10 protein-coding genes are annotated in these 16,545 nt (G+C 69.9%); 4 read left to right on the top strand and 6 right to left on the bottom strand.

Going from position 1 to position 16,545, the window contains the following annotated elements:
- The first annotated feature begins 225 nt into the window (after positions 1–225).
- Complete coding sequence (locus tag ACFU8Q_RS27455) at positions 226–1,026, top strand: putative protein N(5)-glutamine methyltransferase (RefSeq protein WP_384458463.1); 801 nt, start codon at positions 226–228, stop codon at positions 1,024–1,026.
- A gap of 359 nt (positions 1,027–1,385) precedes the next feature.
- Here the strand turns inward: ACFU8Q_RS27455 and ACFU8Q_RS27450 are convergent, their stop codons facing one another.
- The 4 genes from ACFU8Q_RS27450 to ACFU8Q_RS27435 form a co-directional block, all read right to left on the bottom strand.
- Complete coding sequence (locus ACFU8Q_RS27450) at positions 1,386–3,029, bottom strand: extracellular solute-binding protein (RefSeq protein WP_384458461.1); 1,644 nt, start codon at positions 3,027–3,029, stop codon at positions 1,386–1,388.
- A gap of 49 nt (positions 3,030–3,078) precedes the next feature.
- On the bottom strand, positions 3,079–3,999 hold the full coding sequence (locus tag ACFU8Q_RS27445; RefSeq protein WP_384458459.1) for a carbohydrate ABC transporter permease: 921 nt from the start codon (positions 3,997–3,999) through the stop codon (positions 3,079–3,081).
- Positions 3,996–4,988, bottom strand: a complete 993-nt coding sequence (locus tag ACFU8Q_RS27440; RefSeq protein ID WP_384458457.1) for an ABC transporter permease — start codon at positions 4,986–4,988, stop codon at positions 3,996–3,998. The genes ACFU8Q_RS27445 and ACFU8Q_RS27440 overlap by 4 nt, the downstream gene beginning before the upstream one ends.
- Positions 4,989–5,087: 99 nt before the next feature.
- Complete coding sequence (locus tag ACFU8Q_RS27435) at positions 5,088–6,227, bottom strand: ROK family protein (RefSeq protein ID WP_384458455.1); 1,140 nt, start codon at positions 6,225–6,227, stop codon at positions 5,088–5,090.
- A gap of 96 nt (positions 6,228–6,323) precedes the next feature.
- Between ACFU8Q_RS27435 and ACFU8Q_RS27430 the strand changes: the two genes are divergently transcribed.
- Positions 6,324–9,227 carry a glycoside hydrolase domain-containing protein gene (locus ACFU8Q_RS27430; RefSeq protein WP_384458453.1) on the top strand — a complete coding sequence of 968 codons (2,904 nt, stop codon included), beginning with the start codon at positions 6,324–6,326 and terminating at the stop codon, positions 9,225–9,227.
- A 262-nt stretch (positions 9,228–9,489) separates the two neighbouring features.
- Positions 9,490–12,480 (top strand): bifunctional [glutamine synthetase] adenylyltransferase/[glutamine synthetase]-adenylyl-L-tyrosine phosphorylase, encoded by a 2,991-nt coding sequence (locus ACFU8Q_RS27425; protein ID WP_384458451.1) that lies wholly within the window; start codon positions 9,490–9,492, stop codon positions 12,478–12,480.
- Between the two features lie 106 nt (positions 12,481–12,586).
- Here ACFU8Q_RS27425 and ACFU8Q_RS27420 read toward each other — a convergent pair whose 3' ends face one another.
- Together ACFU8Q_RS27420 and ACFU8Q_RS27415 are read right to left on the bottom strand one after the other, a co-directional pair.
- Positions 12,587–13,537 (bottom strand): phosphatase PAP2 family protein, encoded by a 951-nt coding sequence (locus ACFU8Q_RS27420; RefSeq protein WP_384458449.1) that lies wholly within the window; start codon positions 13,535–13,537, stop codon positions 12,587–12,589.
- A 251-nt stretch (positions 13,538–13,788) separates the two neighbouring features.
- Entirely contained in the window at positions 13,789–14,856 is a 1,068-nt protein-coding gene (locus tag ACFU8Q_RS27415; protein WP_384458447.1) for a LacI family DNA-binding transcriptional regulator, read from the bottom strand.
- Between the two features lie 357 nt (positions 14,857–15,213).
- On the opposite strand from ACFU8Q_RS27415, the gene ACFU8Q_RS27410 reads away from it, so the two are divergent.
- Positions 15,214–16,488: an extracellular solute-binding protein gene (locus tag ACFU8Q_RS27410; protein WP_384458445.1), complete on the top strand. Its 1,275-nt coding sequence runs from the start codon at positions 15,214–15,216 to the stop codon at positions 16,486–16,488.
- The last annotated feature ends 57 nt before the right edge of the window (positions 16,489–16,545 follow it).

Raw genomic sequence — 16,545 nt, 5'->3', positions numbered from 1 at the left:
GCCGCGCTGTGGGCTGTCGCGTACGCCGCGAGCCTTCTCGGCCGGAGGGCACCGCCCGACGCCGCGACTGAGGTAATGTGACGCATCCCCACCCGGGGGACCGACCAAGGAGGTGAGACCCATTACCGCTGTATCAGGCTGGGTGCTCACCCCACATGATTGCGTGGTCGACCCGACATAGTCGACCGCGGAGCGCCCATCGGCTTTCCCGAAAGGCTCCGCTTCATGTCGGTTCCCGTTTCACCGCTCACCGTTTCCACCATCGTCACCACACTCCGCGCCGCCGGCTGCGTATTCGCCGAGGACGAAGCGGAGCTTATCGTCTCCACGGCCACCGATCCCGCCGAGCTCGCCGCCATGGTCCAACGGCGGGCCGCCGGCCTGCCCCTGGAACACGTCCTCGGCTGGGCCGAGTTCAGCGGTCTCCGGATCACTGTGGACCCCGGCGTCTTCGTACCCCGTCGCCGCACCGAGTTCCTGGTCCGGCAGGCCGCCGCCCTCGCCGGATCCGGGGCGGTCGTCGTCGACCTCTGCTGCGGCTCGGGCGCACTCGGCACCGCGCTCGCCGCGACGCTGGACCGCATCGAACTGCACGCCACCGACGTCGAACCCGCGGCCGTACGGTGCGCCCGCCGCAACATCGCCGACACCGGCCGGGTGTACGAGGGCGACCTCTTCGAGCCGCTCCCCGGATCGTTGCGCGGCCGGGTGGAGATACTGCTCGCCAATGTGCCGTACGTGCCGACGGAGGACGTCGAACTGCTGCCCCCGGAAGCCCGCATCCACGAACCGCGCGTCGCACTCGACGGGGGGAGGGACGGCCTCGACGTCCTGCGGCGGGTCACCGCCGAGGCCCCGCGGTGGCTGGCACCGGGCGGGCATCTGCTGGTCGAGACGAGCGAACGGCAGGCGGCCCGGGCCGAGGAGACCATCGCCCGCAGCGGCCTGATCCCGAGCGTCGTCACCTGCGACGAGCTGTACGCGACCGTCGTCGTCGCGACCCGGCCCAAGCCGTCCGGGAACTGAGCGCGGACGGGCGCCGAGGCGGCCCGGCCCGGCCCGGCCTGGTCCGGTTTGGTCCGGCCCGGTCCGGTCTGGTCCGGTCTGGTCCGGCCTGGTCCGGCCCGGCCCGGTCCGGCCTCGGGATTCCGGTTTCCGCCGGACCACCGCCGTCCCGGCGTCCAGGTTGATTCCCAGGCGGGGCGGCGGCCCGGCAACCGTCGTTCCGCGGACCGTCGGCCGCGTTGCGCCGGGCCCCGCCTTCCGGGGCCGTCGGCCGCGTTGTGCCGGGCCCTGCCTGCCGCGGGCCGTCGGCTGCGTTGTGCCGGGCCCTGCCTGCCGCGGGCCGTCGGCTGCGTTGTGCTGCGCCCCGCCTTCCGGGGCCGTCAGGGATTCTGGTCGAGGGACTTCTGGTACTGCTTCTTCATCTGGTCCAGGCCCCTGGGGCCCCATTCCGACCAGAAGGGCTTCCACTCGCTCATCCTCTTGCGCCCGGCCACGATGTCGTTGATGAGGTCGTTGGCCTCGGTCGACATACGGCCGTAGTACTGGGTGTAGGCGTCGGAGTAGTGGCCGACGGCCGCGTTCGGAATGGCGGTCTCGATCAATTTCTGCTCGACTGCGTAGATGTCGCGGACGTCGTCGGCGCCATGTGTGCCCGGGAAGAGCGAGGGAGCGAGCACGAAGGGCGATGTCGTCGCCGTGGTCAAGCCGCTGAACAACCCCTCGACCTGCTGTTTGCCCTTCTTGGTGCGCTGCGGGAAGCCCTGCTTGTCGTAGGTGAAGTCGGCTCCCTCCTCGCCGAATTCAAGGAACTCGCGCTCCTTCGAGCCGAACGGCGCCGCGAGGTAGTTGAGCACGTCGAGCAGCATGCGGACACGCTTCTCGCTGCCCTTCTTGATCGCGGTGTACCCGATGGTGCCGAACGCGTGGTAGTGGGCGTTGGCCTTGTGGCCGTCCGCGTCGAAGGGGATGAGGATCTCGGCTGCCAGGGAGGGGTCGTTGGTGCGCGTGTCCTTGCGGGCGCCCGACGGGTTGGCGTAGACGACCGCGCCGATGGACCCCTGGGCCATCTTCAGATAGGCGTCGGCCATCTTCGGGTCGCCGGGGTAGAAGACGCCGGCCTTCTTCAGCTTCTGGACGAAGTTCAGGGCCTCCGCGTACTCGTCCGACTCCATCCAGAAGGTGACCGATCCGTCCTTCTCCCGGGCCCATTTGTTGGGGGCTCCGTAACACTGGCTCAGCACGCTGACGGCGTTCGAGTAGATCGGCTCGAGCGCCCACACCTTTCCGCCGGTGACCTCCTTGCACTTGGCGAGGAACTCATCGGTGCTCCTCGCGGAGAATCCGTCCGCCTTGTCCCAGATCCTCGGGTTGCCGCCGTACACCTGTCCCAGGGCCGGATACGGGCTCGGCGCGCCCCAGATCTTTCCGTTGACGACCGCGGTCTTCCAGTGCGCGGGCGTCATCGCGGCGAGGTTCGGATAGTCCTTGACCGCGTCCCCGGAGACGTACTCCGTGATGTCGGCGCATTCGCCCTCCAGCAATTGGGCGATGTGTTGAAGGCCCTGGTTCGGCGGTATCCACATCAGGTCGGGCAGATCGCCGCCCGCGATGATGGCGGGGAACTTCTCCTCGTAGCCGGGGTCGGTGCCCAGGATGGCGGTGAGGTCGATGCCGAGCTCCTTGTTGACCTTCTGCCAGTGGTCGTTGCTGCCCTTGGGCAGCGGCGGCTGCACCCAGATCTCGGTGAGCAGTGTGACCTCGGAGCCGTCGCCGGGGGTCTTCGCGACGCTCCGGACGAGCTCCTTGGGGTAGGAGAGGAAGCCCGCGGACAGGCCCTTGCTGCTGGGCGCCAGGTCGGGCTTGATCTTGGTGAAGGGGATGTACGACGGAAGCTTCACTTTGGCCGATGCGGCCTCGCCCTTGCCTGTCGTGGACGAGCCGCAGCCGGTGAGGAAGGTGGTGGCCGTGCCCGCCGCGACGGCGGTGCTCAGGCTCAAGAAGGTGCGTCGGGACATACCGGTCATGGGGAATCTCCGCAACGGGATGAGAGGGGGACGGATGAGCGGGCGTGGCTCAGCCCTTGATGGCGCCGGTGAGCACGCCCTTCGTGAAGTACTTCTGCAGGAACGGGTAGACCAGCAGGATCGGGATCAGCGCGAGCATGACGACCGCCATGGAGATCGACTGCTGGGGCGGCAGATGGCTCACGCCGAGCTGGTCGGCCGCCATCTGCTTGTTCTGCACCACATAGGTCCGCAGCAGTAGCTGGATCGGCCACTTCCCGGAGTCGTTGAGGTACAGCATCGCGTTGAAGAACGCGTTCCAGTACGTCACCGCGTAGAAGAGCCCGACGACGGCGATGACGCCCTTCGAGAGGGGCAGCACGATCCGGGTGAGGATCCGCCAGTCGCCCGCACCGTCGATCCGGGCGGCCTGGTAAAGCTCGTCGGGGATGTTCATGAAGAACGCCCGCATCACCACCAGGTTGAAGGCGTTGACCAGGCCCGGCAGGATCAGCGCCCAGTACGAGTCGAGCAGCCCGAGCTCCTTGACCAGCACGTACATCGGGATCATGCCGGGGGCGAAGAGCAGAGTGAACAGGACGAGCAGCAGGACGGGTTTGCTGCCGGGCACACCGCGCTTGCTCAGCGCGTAGGCCAGCGCGATGGTCGTCAGCAGGGAGAGGGCCGTGCCGACCACGGTGACCAGGACGCTGACGGTGACGGCACGGGTGACCAGTCCGCCCGAGAGGATCGTGCGGTAGGCCTGCAGGGTCGGCTCGGTCGGGAAGAGAACGTATCCGCCGGCGGCCGTGACCTCCTTGCGGGAGGCGAGGCTGGTGGAGAGCACGACCAGGAACGGCAGCGTCATCACGGCCACGATGACGGTGATGACGACGGCCTTGGCGGCCGAGCCCAGCCGGGTGGGCGGCTCTTCCCAGGCGGCCCGGCGGTCGGCGGGCCGGGGCTTCGACAGGGGCAGTCCGATGCTCATTTGCTGTACACCCCTTGCTCTCCGAATGCGTGGGCGAGCCGGTTGGCGCCCCAGATCATCAGTGCGCCGACCACGCCCTTGACCAGGCCGGCGGCGGCGCCGATGCCCCAGTCGCCGTAGACCACGCCGTGGTAGTAGACGTAGGTGTCGAGGACCTCGGCGGCCCGGGCGCCCACCGCGTCGCGCAGCAGCAAGAACTGTTCGAAACCGACGGACAGTACGTCGCCGAGGCGCAGCACGAGCAGCATGATCGTGACCCCGCGGACGGCCGGCAGTGTGACATGCCACATGCGCCGCCAGGGTCCGGCGCCGTCCACGGCCGCCGATTCGTACAGGCTCTGGTCGACACTGGCGAGCGCCGCCAGATAGATGATCATGCCCCAGCCGATGTCCTTCCAGATCACCTGTGCGGTGATCAGGATCGGGAAGGTGCCCGGGTCGGTCATCACATCAAGGGGCGAAAGTCCGTGGTCGCTGAGGAAGTTGCTGATGAGTCCCGCGCCGCCGAGCACCTGCTGGAAGAGGGCGACGACCAGCACCCAGGAGATGAAGTGCGGGAGATAGACGACGCTCTGCACGAACCTCTTGACGCGGCTGCTGACCAGGCTGTTGATGAGGAGCGCGAGGGCCAGCGGGGCGGGGAAGAAGAAGATCAGTTGCAGTGCGGCGAAGGCCAGGGTGTTGCGTACGGACTCCCAGAACGCCGGGTCCGCGAAGAGCTCCTGGAAGTTGGCGAGGCCCACCAGGGGGCTGTCCTTGAAGCCGAGGAACGGCTGGTAGTCCTGGAAGGCGACGATGTTGCCGAGCATCGGCACGTAGAAGAAGACGGCGAAGTAGAGCAGGCCCGGGGCCATCAGGGCGAGCATCACCCAGTTGTTGCGCAGCCGGACCCGCAGGGGTATCCGTCGCAGCGGTGGCCGGCCCGTCTCGGACCTGGGCTCGGTTGGGGACGCGGCCCGGGGGCTGCGCGTTGTTGCAGGGGATGTCACACGTACTCCCTGGCCTGACGGAACGACGAATTTAGAAACCAACTTTCTGAAAAGAGTGGCCACATCATCGAAGCGTCGAACCGGTACGTCAACAGCCAATCAGTCCTGTGAAGTTGGACTTTTCTGCACGGCGTGATCGGTGTGCTCCAATGCCAGCCGGGCTGCCCCGATTGCTGTTGATTCCTCACCGAGTGCAGAGTTCCGCACGGATGGTGCGTTCGGGCAGTGGGCGGCGAGTGCCGCGGCGAACGGCTCGCCGAGCAGCGCGCCGGCCCGGGAGATGCCGCCGCCGAGCACCACCAGTTCCGGGTCGAGCGCGGCGACGTGGGGCGCGAGGCACGCGGCGAGCGACTCGGCGAAGGCGCGCAGGGCGTACCGTGCGCCGCCGTCCCCGGCCGCCGCGGCCTCGACCACGGCGCGGGCAGCGCTGTCCCGGGTGGGCAGCTCGGCGCCCTGGTGCCCGGCGGCCCAGTCCAGAAGCCGTCGGTAGGCCGCCGACCAGCCATCGGGGGGCAGCAGTTCGCCCGCGGCGCCGCCGTGACCCCGGTGGAGCCGGCCGTGCAGCCAGAGGCCGATGCCGGGCCGGTTGCCGACGTACAGGTAGATGGCGTCCCGTACGCCGACGGCCACCCCGCCGGCGCATTCGGCGAGCGTCGCCAGCTGGATGTCGTTGCCCACCAGCACCGGCTCAGGGGCGCGGTCGGCGAGCTCGCGCCCCAGGTCGAGTCCGGTCCAGCCGGGCAGCGCGGTGCTCCGCACCACCCGGCCGGCGAGATCCACCATGCCGCTGGTACCGATTCCGGTGGCCAGTGGCCGCACCTCGGCGGTCTCCGGCTTGGACAGACACGCCTCGATCGCTTCCCGGACGGCCTTCAGCCGTCTTCGGGCGGTCATGGCGGGGGTGACGGCGACCCGTTCCGCGGCGACCGTGCGGCCGAGCAGGTCAACGGCGTGGACCAGCACCTTGTGCGCCCCGATGTCCACGCCGATGACATGTCCGGCCTCGGCGCGGAACCGGAACCGGCGGGCCGGGCGCCCCACTGCGCCACTGTTGGCCCCGAGCTCCACCAGCCTGCCCTCACGCAGCAGCTGCGCCGTCAGGTCCTGGGCGGTCGGCCGGGACACGCCGATCAGCCCGGCGAGTTCCGGCACGGTGACGTCGTCACGTTCCCGCAGCACCCGCAGCGCGGCGGCCGTGTTCAGCCGACGCAGCAGCGAGGCGTCCCCACCCCGGTCCATGACGTCTCCCTTGACAGCATGATCGACGGCTCTCCATGGTGGCCCATGGCGATTGAGCAACTTACCTAATAAACAGCGCCCTTGAGGGAGTGCGGCATGGGTGAGCAGGGTCATCCCGAGCTGGAGTGCGGGCTCGGTTCATGGGACAGCGATGTGTACGGCAACCACCGGATCCTGGTACGCGCGCCCTCGGGCGGCCCCGTGTTCGGGGCCGAACTGCCGTGGCGGCGCAGGGACCCGGACCCCGAGGCGGTGGACGTCATGGTCCTCGCGCCGTCCGGCCGGCGGGTCCGGAACACGGTGCGGATCGAGGTGACCCCCGAGCGCGGCCGGATCGCCTTCGAGCCGGTGGAAGGTCCGGGCGACTATGCCGTGCACTATCTGCCGTACGCGCACATGGGCCGGCCGTACTATCCGCAGGCCGCCTACCGGAATCCGGCATCGACCGCCGACCCCGGCTGGGTGCACCGCTGCGGTCTGCGCCGGCCGGACGACGACGTCTGGGCGAGGCTGCCGCGCGCGGAGGCGTTCCGGTACGAGGCCGCGAGCGCCGTCGACTCCTTCGCCCCGCTGGGCTTCGCGGCCACCGCTGATGAGTGCGCGGCGCTGACCGCGGACCGCCCGGACGAGCCCTTCCTGCTGTTCGGCGAGGACCGCCACCGTCCACTGGGCCGCTACGACCGGCTGCCCGCCCGCTGGGCCGGAGCCGTGCCGTTCGCCCCGTTCGCGGGTGCGGCGGCGCTCGGCGAATTCTATGTGCTGCAGGCCGGGGTGTACGCGGTACGGGCGCTGACGGAGGTCCGCACCGAGGTCCGCGGGCTGCCGTTCTCCGTCCGGTCTCTCAGCGCGGGCGGCACCGACGCACGCGGGGAGCCGTTCGAGAACCGGATCGATGTCCGCGCGGGGCGCGTCCACGCGCTCTGGTTCGGCCTGGACATCCCACAGGCCGCCGAACCCGGCACGTACGAGGGTGAGATCGCCGTACGCGCACACGGCACCGCGGAGCGGGTGCTGCCGCTGCGGATCACCGTCGGACCGGAGTCCGTCACCGACCACGGTGCCGGGGAGCCCGCAAGGTTGGCCCGGCTGCGCTGGCTGGACTCGACGCTCGGCCAGGACGACGAGGTCGTCCCGCCGTTCACCCCGGTGAAGGTGGCCGGGCACCGGCTGGAGATCCTCGGCCGGGCGGTGGAGATCGGTCCCGCCGGGCTGCCGCAGCGGCTCACCTCGTCGTTCACCTCACGGGTGACGGGCGCGGACGGGCCGGAGCGCGATCTGCTGGCCGGACCTGTTGCCCTCACGGTCGGCCACCCGCTCGACCACGGTCCGCTGGAGCTCGACCGGACCGGGCCGGCGCGCGTGAGCTGGTCCACCGGGGCCACCGGTCCGGGGTTCCGGCTGCGCACCGAGGGCGCGTTGGAGGCCGACGGCTTCCTCGTCGTACGCACCACCGTCGAAGCGGTCGACGACCTGTCCCTCGACGTGCGGCTCGACGTGCCGGTCCGGGCCGAGATCGCGCGGTATGCGATGGGCCTGGGACTGCCGGGACAGGTCTGCCCCGAGACGTACGACTGGCAGTGGGACACCGCCACCCGCAACCAGGACGCCCTCTGGCTCGGCGCCGCCTCGGCCGGTGTCCAGGTGTCGCTGCGCGACGAGTACTACGCGCGGCCGCTGAACACCAACTACTACCGCGAGAAGCCTCTGGTCACGCCGCGCTCCTGGGCGGGGGACGGAGACGGCGGCATCCTGCTGCGCACCGCGGAGGGGGTGCGGACGGTGACCGCGTACAGCGGCCCGTTCAGGATGGCCGTCGGGGAGCGCCGTTGCTTCGAACTGCGGCTGCTGCTCACCCCGTTCAAGCCGATCCGGCCCGGACTGCAGCTCGCCGAGCGGTACTTCCATGCGTACGCCGCCCCCGCCGAGGTCGCCGCGTACGGTGCGAATGTCGTCAACATCCATCACGCCACGCCTCCCAACCCGTACATCAACGACCCGCTGCTGGCCGCCGATGTACTGCGGGACTACACCACCGAGGCACACCGGCGCGGAATCCGTGTCAAGGTGTACGACACGGTCCGCGAGCTGACCAGGCACAATCCGGAATTGCCCGTCCTGGCCTCCCTCGGCGGCGAAGTCCTGGCGTCGGGGCCCGGCGGCGGACACGCCTGGCTGCACGAGCATCTGGGCACGGACTACGTCCCCGGCTGGGTGGCCCCCGATGTCGCCGACGTGGCCGTGGTGACCTCGGGCGACTCGCGCTGGCACAACTCCTATGTGTGCGGCATCGACCGGCTCCGCCGGCGGATCGGGGTCGACGGCCTCTATCTCGACGACGTGGCGTACGACAGGACCACCATGAAGCGGGTACGCAAGACGCTGGCCCGTGCGGGTGACACGGCGCCCCTGATAGATCTGCATTCCTGCAACCAGTACCGGGAACCGGACGGCTTCGCGTCCAGCGCCAATCTGTACGCGGAGCTGATGCCGTACACCGATCGGCTCTGGCTGGGAGAGCTGTTCGACTACCAGGGCACCGACCCGGCGTACTGGTTGGTCGAGCTGTCCGGGATCCCCTTCGGGCTGATGGGCGAGATGCTGGAGGGGGGCGGCAACCCCTGGCGGGGCCTGGTTTTCGGGATGACGGCACGCGCCCCTATGACCGATGTACGTCCTCTCTGGCGGGCCTTCGACGAACTACGGCTGACCGAGGCGGAGTGGACGGGGTGGTGGGCCGATGAGACGCCCGTGGCCACCGGCCGGGACGATGTGCTCGCCTCCACCTGGGAGGGGCCCGGTGGGACCGTGACCGCGGTCGCGTCGTGGGCGGCGGAGCCGGTGGAGTGCGTGCTGACGGACGCCGACGGTCCGGTGGCCGCGTATGCGCCCGCGATCGAGGGATTCCAGCCGGAGCGAGTCTTCGCGGCGGGCGAGTCGGTCCCGGTCGCACCGGGACGGGGTTGGCTGCTGTCGGTGCGCTCGCGTCCCTCTTCCCGCTGACCGGACCGGACCGGACCGGACCGGACCTTCCTGGTCAGCAGTGACTCCGCCACCGGCCACGAGCCGGCTGTCGCGCCTTCGGCGCTGTAACGGGCGTCCAGCTCGGCGACGGGTTCGAATCCGGACATGCGGGCCTCCCGGTCGGGTCCTCGAAGCGATCCTGCCTGCGAAGTGTGGACCGCGCACCCGCGTCGAATTCATCGGTGCGGGGCTAGGCTCGGAACGCTGGATGGTGTGTGGGCGGAGAGCAGGAGAGCACGTAATGACGACGGTGCCGGGGCGCAGGAGCAGCACGTTCACCCGATTGCTGCGGCACGGTTTCACCGACCCGTCCGCCGCGGAGCGGCTCCTCGACCTGCCCGAGCTGTCGTCCGTACGCTCCGATCCGGTGCTGCTCGAAGCCCTCGGGGCCACCGCCGACCCTGATCTGGCACTGCGCGGGGTCGTCCGCCTCGTGGAGGCCGAGGAGCCGGACGGGCGGCAGATCCTGTTGGACACCCTCGTCACCGCCAAACCGCTCAGGGACCGGCTGCTCGGGGTGCTCGGGGCGTCCGAGGCGCTCGGTGACCACCTGGCCCGCCACCCCCGCGACTGGCAGGCGCTCGTCACCTACGAGGCCACGGATCTGCATCCCGGGGTCCTCGAATTCGAGCAGGGGCTCGCCGGGGCCGATGACCCCGACTCGCTGCGCGTCGCCTACCGCCGGTGCCTGCTGGCCATAGCGGCCCGCGACGTGTGCGGTACGACGGACGTCGCCGAGACCGCCGCCGAACTGGCCGATCTGGCCACGGCGACCCTGCGCGCGGCGCTCGCCATCGCCCGTACGGCCGCACCCGCCGACGCCGCACAGTGCCGGCTCGCCGTCATCGCGATGGGCAAGTGCGGCGGCCACGAGCTGAACTACGTCTCCGACGTCGACGTCATCTTCGTCGCCGAACCGGCCGACGGCGTCGAGGAGAGCGCGGGCGTGCAGGCCGCCACCCGGCTGTCCGCGCACATGATGCGGATCTGCTCCGACACGACCGTCGAGGGCACCATCTGGCCCGTCGACGCCAACCTCCGCCCCGAGGGCCGCAACGGCCCCCTCGTGCGGACGTTGTCCTCGCATCTCGCGTACTACCAGCGCTGGGCCAAGACCTGGGAGTTCCAGGCGCTCCTCAAGGCCCGGCCGGTGGCCGGCGATCCCGAGCTGGGGGCGGAGTACGTCGAGGCCGTCTCGCCGCTCGTGTGGCAGGCCGCGGACCGTGAGAACTTCGTCGGCGACGTGCAGAAGATGCGCCGCCGCGTCGTCGACAACATCCCCGTCGACCGCGTCGACCGTGAGATCAAGCTCGGCCCCGGCGGGCTGCGGGACGTCGAATTCGCGGTACAGCTGCTCCAGCTGGTGCACGGCCGCAACGACCCGACCCTGCGCAGCGGCTCCACACTGGACGCGCTGCGGGCGCTCGCCGCGGGCGGCTACGTGGGACGGGTGGACGCAACCCAGCTGGACGACGCCTACCGCTTCCTGCGCGCCATGGAGCACCGCATCCAGCTCTACCGGCTGCGCCGTACCCATCTGGTCCCCGAGGGCGACGCGGATCTGCGGCGGATCGGACGCTCCCTCGGGATGCGCACGGACCCGATCACCGAACTCAACCAGGCGTGGAAGCGGCACGCCTCCGTGGTGCGGCGGCTGCACGAGAAGCTGTTCTACCGACCGCTGCTGGACGCCGTCGCCCAGCTCGCGCCCGGCGAGACCCGGCTCAGCGCGGAGGCGGCCGAGCACCGGCTCGAAGCCCTCGGATACGCCGATCCGGCCGCCGCGCTGCGGCACCTGGAGGCGCTGTCGTCCGGCGTGACCCGCAAGGCCGCCATCCAGCGCACCCTGCTGCCGGTGCTGCTCGGCTGGTTCGCGGACTCCGCCGACCCCGACGCCGGGCTGCTGGGCTTCCGCAAGGTGTCCGACGCACTCGGCAAGACCCCTTGGTACCTGCGGCTGCTGCGGGACGAGGGCGCCGCCGCAGAGAACCTCGCCCGGGTGCTCTCGGCCGGCCGGCTCGCCCCCGACCTGCTGCTCCGGGCGCCCGAGGCCGTGGCGATACTCGGCGACCCGCAGGGCCTGAAGCCGCGCGGCCGGGAACACCTGGAACAGGAGGTGCTGGCCGCGGTGGGGCGGGCGAAGGGCGCCGAATCCGCCGTCGCCGTGGTGCGCGGGGTGCGGCGGCGCGAGCTGTTCCGGACCACGGCCGCGGACCTCATCGGCTCGTACGGTACGGAGGAGCGCCCCGCCGAGCAGGACCCCGGGACCCTCGTCGACCGGGTCGGCAACGCGGTCACCGACCTGAACGCCGTCACGATCGCGGGCGCCCTGCGCGCCGTCGTACGCGAACAGTGGGGGGACACCCTGCCCACCCGGTTCGCGGTCATCGGCATGGGCCGGTTCGGCGGACACGAGCTCGGATACGGCTCCGACGCCGATGTGCTGTTCGTCCACTCACCGCGCGAGGGCGTCGACGACCACGAGGCGGCGCGGGCCGCGAACCAGGTGGTCTCCGAGATGCGGAAGCTGCTTCAACTGCCCACCGCCGACCCGCCGTTGATGATCGACGCGGATCTTCGGCCGGAGGGCAAGAGCGGACCGCTGGTGCGTACGCTGAAGTCGTACGAGGCCTACTACCGACGCTGGTCGCTGGTCTGGGAGAGCCAGGCGCTGCTGCGTGCCGAGCCGATGGCGGGCGACGAGGAACTCGGCCGGGAATTCATCGAGTTGATCGATCTGCTGCGGTACCCGATGGAGGGTCTCGGTGAGGATGCGGTCCGCGAGATCCGCCGCCTGAAGGCCCGGATGGAGTCCGAACGGATGCCGCGCGGCGCGGACCCGACGCTCCACACCAAGCTGGGGCGCGGCGGGCTGAGCGATGTCGAGTGGACGGTCCAGCTGATGCAGATGCAGCACGGCTGGGCGGAGCCGGGGCTGCGGACGACCCGCACCCGCGAGGCACTGGCCGCGGCATGTGCCGCGGAGCTGATCCCGGGGGAGGACGCGCAGACCCTGGACGAGGCGTGGGTGCTGGCGACACGGGTCCGCAACGCGGTGATGCTGGTACGGGGGCGGCCGGGCGACACGTTCCCGTCGGGGCCGCGTGAACTCACCGCGGTGGGGCGGTACCTGGGGTACGAGCCGGGGCACGTCGGGGACATGCTGGACGACTACCGGCGGATCACGCGGCGGGCGCGGGCGGTAGTGGAGGAGCGGTTCTACGGGGCGTGAGGGGCGCGCCGCGCGGGCCTTCCGGCCGGCGGCCCCGGACCCCGGCCCGGCGCCCCGGACGGGCTCGATCGGCCCGCCCGGCGGTCGAGAGCGCAGGAGCGTCCGCTCAGTTGTGTCCCGCCGCGCCCGCGGACAGGGCGACCGATCGTGGCCTCTCCAGCGGCAGCTGCACCCGCTTCGCGAGGTGGTGCGGCAGTGAGCCGTACCAGGCGTAGGAGACCGCGTAGCCGACGGCCAGACACAGCATGCCGCCCAGCGCGTCCAGCCAGAAGTGGTTGGCGGTCGACACGATCACGAGCAGGGTGACCGCCGGGTAGAGCAGGCCCAGGATGCGGACCCAGGGCGCGGCGGCCAGTGCGTAGAGCGTCAGGCCGCACCAGAGCGACCAGCCGATGTGCATCGAGGGCATGGCCGCGTATTGGTTCGACATGTTCTTGAAGTTGCCCGAGGCCATCGAACCCCAGGTCTGATGGACCAGAACGGTGTCGATGAAGTGGCCCCCGCTCATCAGCCGGGGCGGTGCCAGCGGAAACAGGTAGTAGCCGAGCAGTGCCACCGCCGTGGTGGCGAACAGGGCCAGACGGGCTGCCGCGTAACGGCCGGGGTGACGGTGGAACAACCACACCAGCACGCAGACGGTGACGACGAAGTGCAGTGTCGCGTAGTAGTAGTTCATCGACACGATCAGCCATGTCATGGAATTCACCGCGTGGTTGACTGCCTGCTCGACGGCGACGCCCAGGTAGGTCTCGACCGACCAGATCCAGTCGGCGTTGCGCAGCGCCTCGGCCCGCTGTTCCGGGACGGCGTTGCGCACCAGGGAGTACACCCAGTAACTGGCCGCGAGCAGCAGGATTTCGAACCGGACGCGTGGCCGGCGCGGGGACCGCAAGGAGCGCAGGGAACGCGGGGAGCGCGGGGAACGAAGTCTCGCCGGGCCGCTGTCGCGCCACCTGGCGTTCTGCTCCGCGTCCGCCGTCCGGGCCGCCTCGTCCACGATGGGTGACGGGGTGGCCCCCAACCGGGCTTCCTGTGGTGGCACGCTCAATTCACCCATAGGCACAGAGTCTGCCAGAAATGTGCTTCCCGTCCGATCATCTTCCGGTCGGGTCCGGGCCGCACATCTGTCTGCCGGACTGAGGGTCAGGATCTTTCGTTCGGATCGGGCCGGATCAGGGAGCGGCCCGCCGCGGAGCGGCTGATGTCACCGTGGTGCCGTGCATCGCAAGGCGGAGGAAGGAGCCCTGGTGACTGACGACAACGCGGCGAGGCGCGGTGCCGGGGCACGCGAGCGCGGCGTGATCGGCCCTAGGAGCGGGCGTGCGAACCTGGAAGAGGCCCGGAAGCGGAGGCGGGATCGGGCCCGGGGCCCGCGGCCGTTGAACCGCGAACGACCAGCTCGGGCATGAAGACGAACTCGCTGTGCGGGGCGGGTGTGCCGCCGATCTCTTCGAGGAGGGTGCGCACGGCGGCCTGGCCCATCGCCGTCACCGGTTGCCGGATCGTCGTCAGCGGCGGATCGGTGAACGCTATGAGCGGCGAGTCGTCGAAGCCCACCACCGACAGATCGCGCGGCACCTCCATCGACAGCCGGCGGGCGGCCCTGATCGCGCCGAGCGCCATCATGTCGCTCGCGCACACCACCGCCGTGCACCCCCGCTCCATCAGCGCCGACGCGGCGGCCTGCCCGCCCTCCAGGGTGAAGAGCGAGTGCTGGATCAGCTCCTCCACCTCGTCCGGAGCGAGGTTCAACTGCTCCTGCACGGTGGCGCGGAAGCCCTCGATCTTGCGCAGGACCGGTACGAACCGCTTGGGCCCGACCGCCAGGCCGATCCGCTGATGGCCGAGCGACACCAGGTGGGTCACGGCGAGCCGCATCGCGGCCCGGTCGTCCGGCGAGATGAACGGCGCCTGGACCTTGAGCGAGAAACCGTTGACCAGGACGAACGGGACGCCCTGGGCACGCAGTTGCTCGTAGCGTTGCATATCGGCCGAGGTGTCGGCGTGCAGCCCGGAGACGAAGATGATGCCCGAGACGCCGCGGTCGACCAGCATCTCGGTCAGCTCGTCCTCGGTGGAGCCGCCGGGGGTCTGGGTCGCCAGCACCGGGGTGTAGCCCTGCCGGGTCAGCGCCTGGCCGATGACCTGCGCAAGCGCCGGGAAGATGGGGTTCTCCAGTTCGGGCGTGATCAGCCCGACCAGTCCCGCGCTGCGCCTGCGCAGCCGTACGGGACGCTCGTAGCCCAGAACGTCGAGCGCGGCGAGGACGGATTCACGGGTGGCCGCTGCAACACCGGGCTTGCCGTTCAGTACACGGCTGACCGTCGCTTCGCTGACCCCCGCCTGAGTTGCGATATCGGCAAGCCGTGCGGTCATGGAAGTGGACTGTACCGGGCGTATGTCGGATTGCCCACCATCCGCAGGAATCGGGCGACCGCGCCTGTGAGGTGGTCCGGGGTGCCGTCGCGGCAACATCTTGCAAAGACTTGCGAGACCGGTTCGCGGGCCGCGGTCAGATCGTCGCACTTCTGGATTACGGGCTGTGGCCTGCCGCTGCCAGGGATCGACACCTCCCGTCAAGAGGCTTGACGGCAACCGTGAGGACACGCGAATGTAACGATCGACGACGCTTGCAGAAATCTTCCGCAAACTCTTTCGGCGTTCTTTCATCCTTGTTACGTTCACGTCGACCCGGCGCCGCGACGGAGCGGTACGGCAGTTGAAGGAGTTCAGATGCGACGTGGCATAACGGCCACCGCCCTGGTCGCGGCCCTGGCGCTCGCGGCGACCGCCTGCGGCAGCGACAGCGAGTCCGAGGGCGAGAGCAAGAGCTCGGGCGAGCTCTCCGGCACGGTGACGTGGTGGGACACCTCCACCGTGGGCAGCGAGGACAAGGTCTTCAAGAAGATCGCCGAGGACTTCACCAAGCAGCACCCGAAGGTCCACATCAAGTACGTCAACGTGCCCTTCGGTGACGCGCAGAACAAGTTCAAGAACGCGGCCCAGTCCGGCTCCGACGCGCCCGACGTCATCCGCTCCGAGGTCGCCTGGACCCCCGAGTTCGCGGACCTCGACTACCTCGCCCCGCTGGACGGCACCGCCGCGCTGAAGAACCCGGACGACTTCCTGAAGCAGGCCGCCGCGTCCACCAAGTACAACGGCAAGACGTACGCGGTGCCGCAGGTCATCGACTCCATGGGCATCTTCTACAACAAGAAGATCTTCAAGGAGGCCGGTGTCGAGGTCCCCACGACCATCGACGAGCTGAAGACCGTCTCCAAGAAGATCAAGGACAAGACCGGCAAGACCGGGATGTACCTGCGCGGCGACGACGCGTACTGGTTCCTCTCCTTCCTGTACGGCGAGGGCGGCGACATGGTCGACGCCTCCACCAAGTCCGTCACCATCGACAACCCCGAGGGTGTCAAGGCGATGAAGGTCGTCAAGGACCTCGTCGACTCCGGTGCCGCCAAGACCGACGCCACGGACGGCTGGGACAACATGCAGTCGTCCTTCAAGGACGGCAAGGTCGCCATGATCATCAACGGCCCGTGGGCCGTCGCCGACACCTACGCCGGCAAGGAGTTCAAGGACAAGGCCAACCTGGGCATCGCCCCGGTCCCGGCCGGCTCCGCCGCGCAGGGCGCCCCGCAGGGCGGTCACAACCTGGCCGTCTACGCCGGGTCCAAGAACCTGGACGCCTCCTACGCGTTCGTCGACTACATGACGTCGGCGGACACCCAGGCCAAGGTCACCAAGGAGCTGAGCCTCCTGCCGACCCGTACCTCCGCCTACGCCAAGCAGGACGTCGTCGACAACGAGATCGTCGGCTTCTTCAAGCCCGTCGTCGAGACCGCCGTCGAGCGCCCCTGGATCCCGGAGACCGGCAGCCTCTTCGCGCCGCTCGTCACCGAGTACACCAAGGTCCTGACCGGCCAGACCACGCCGGAAAAGGGCGTCAAGACGACCGGCGACTCCTACCGCAAGCTCCTCAAGGGCTGGAAGTAACAGGAAGGCAGGCCGGCTGATGGCTGTCCACACCAGCCAGTCGGTGGCGAAGGCCGC

It is taken from the genome of Streptomyces sp. NPDC057543 (genome assembly GCF_042801895.1).
Taxonomy (GTDB): domain Bacteria; phylum Actinomycetota; class Actinomycetes; order Streptomycetales; family Streptomycetaceae; genus Streptomyces.
Note: the sequence above shows the minus strand (reverse complement) of the source record. Positions and strands in the feature narration are given on the sequence as shown.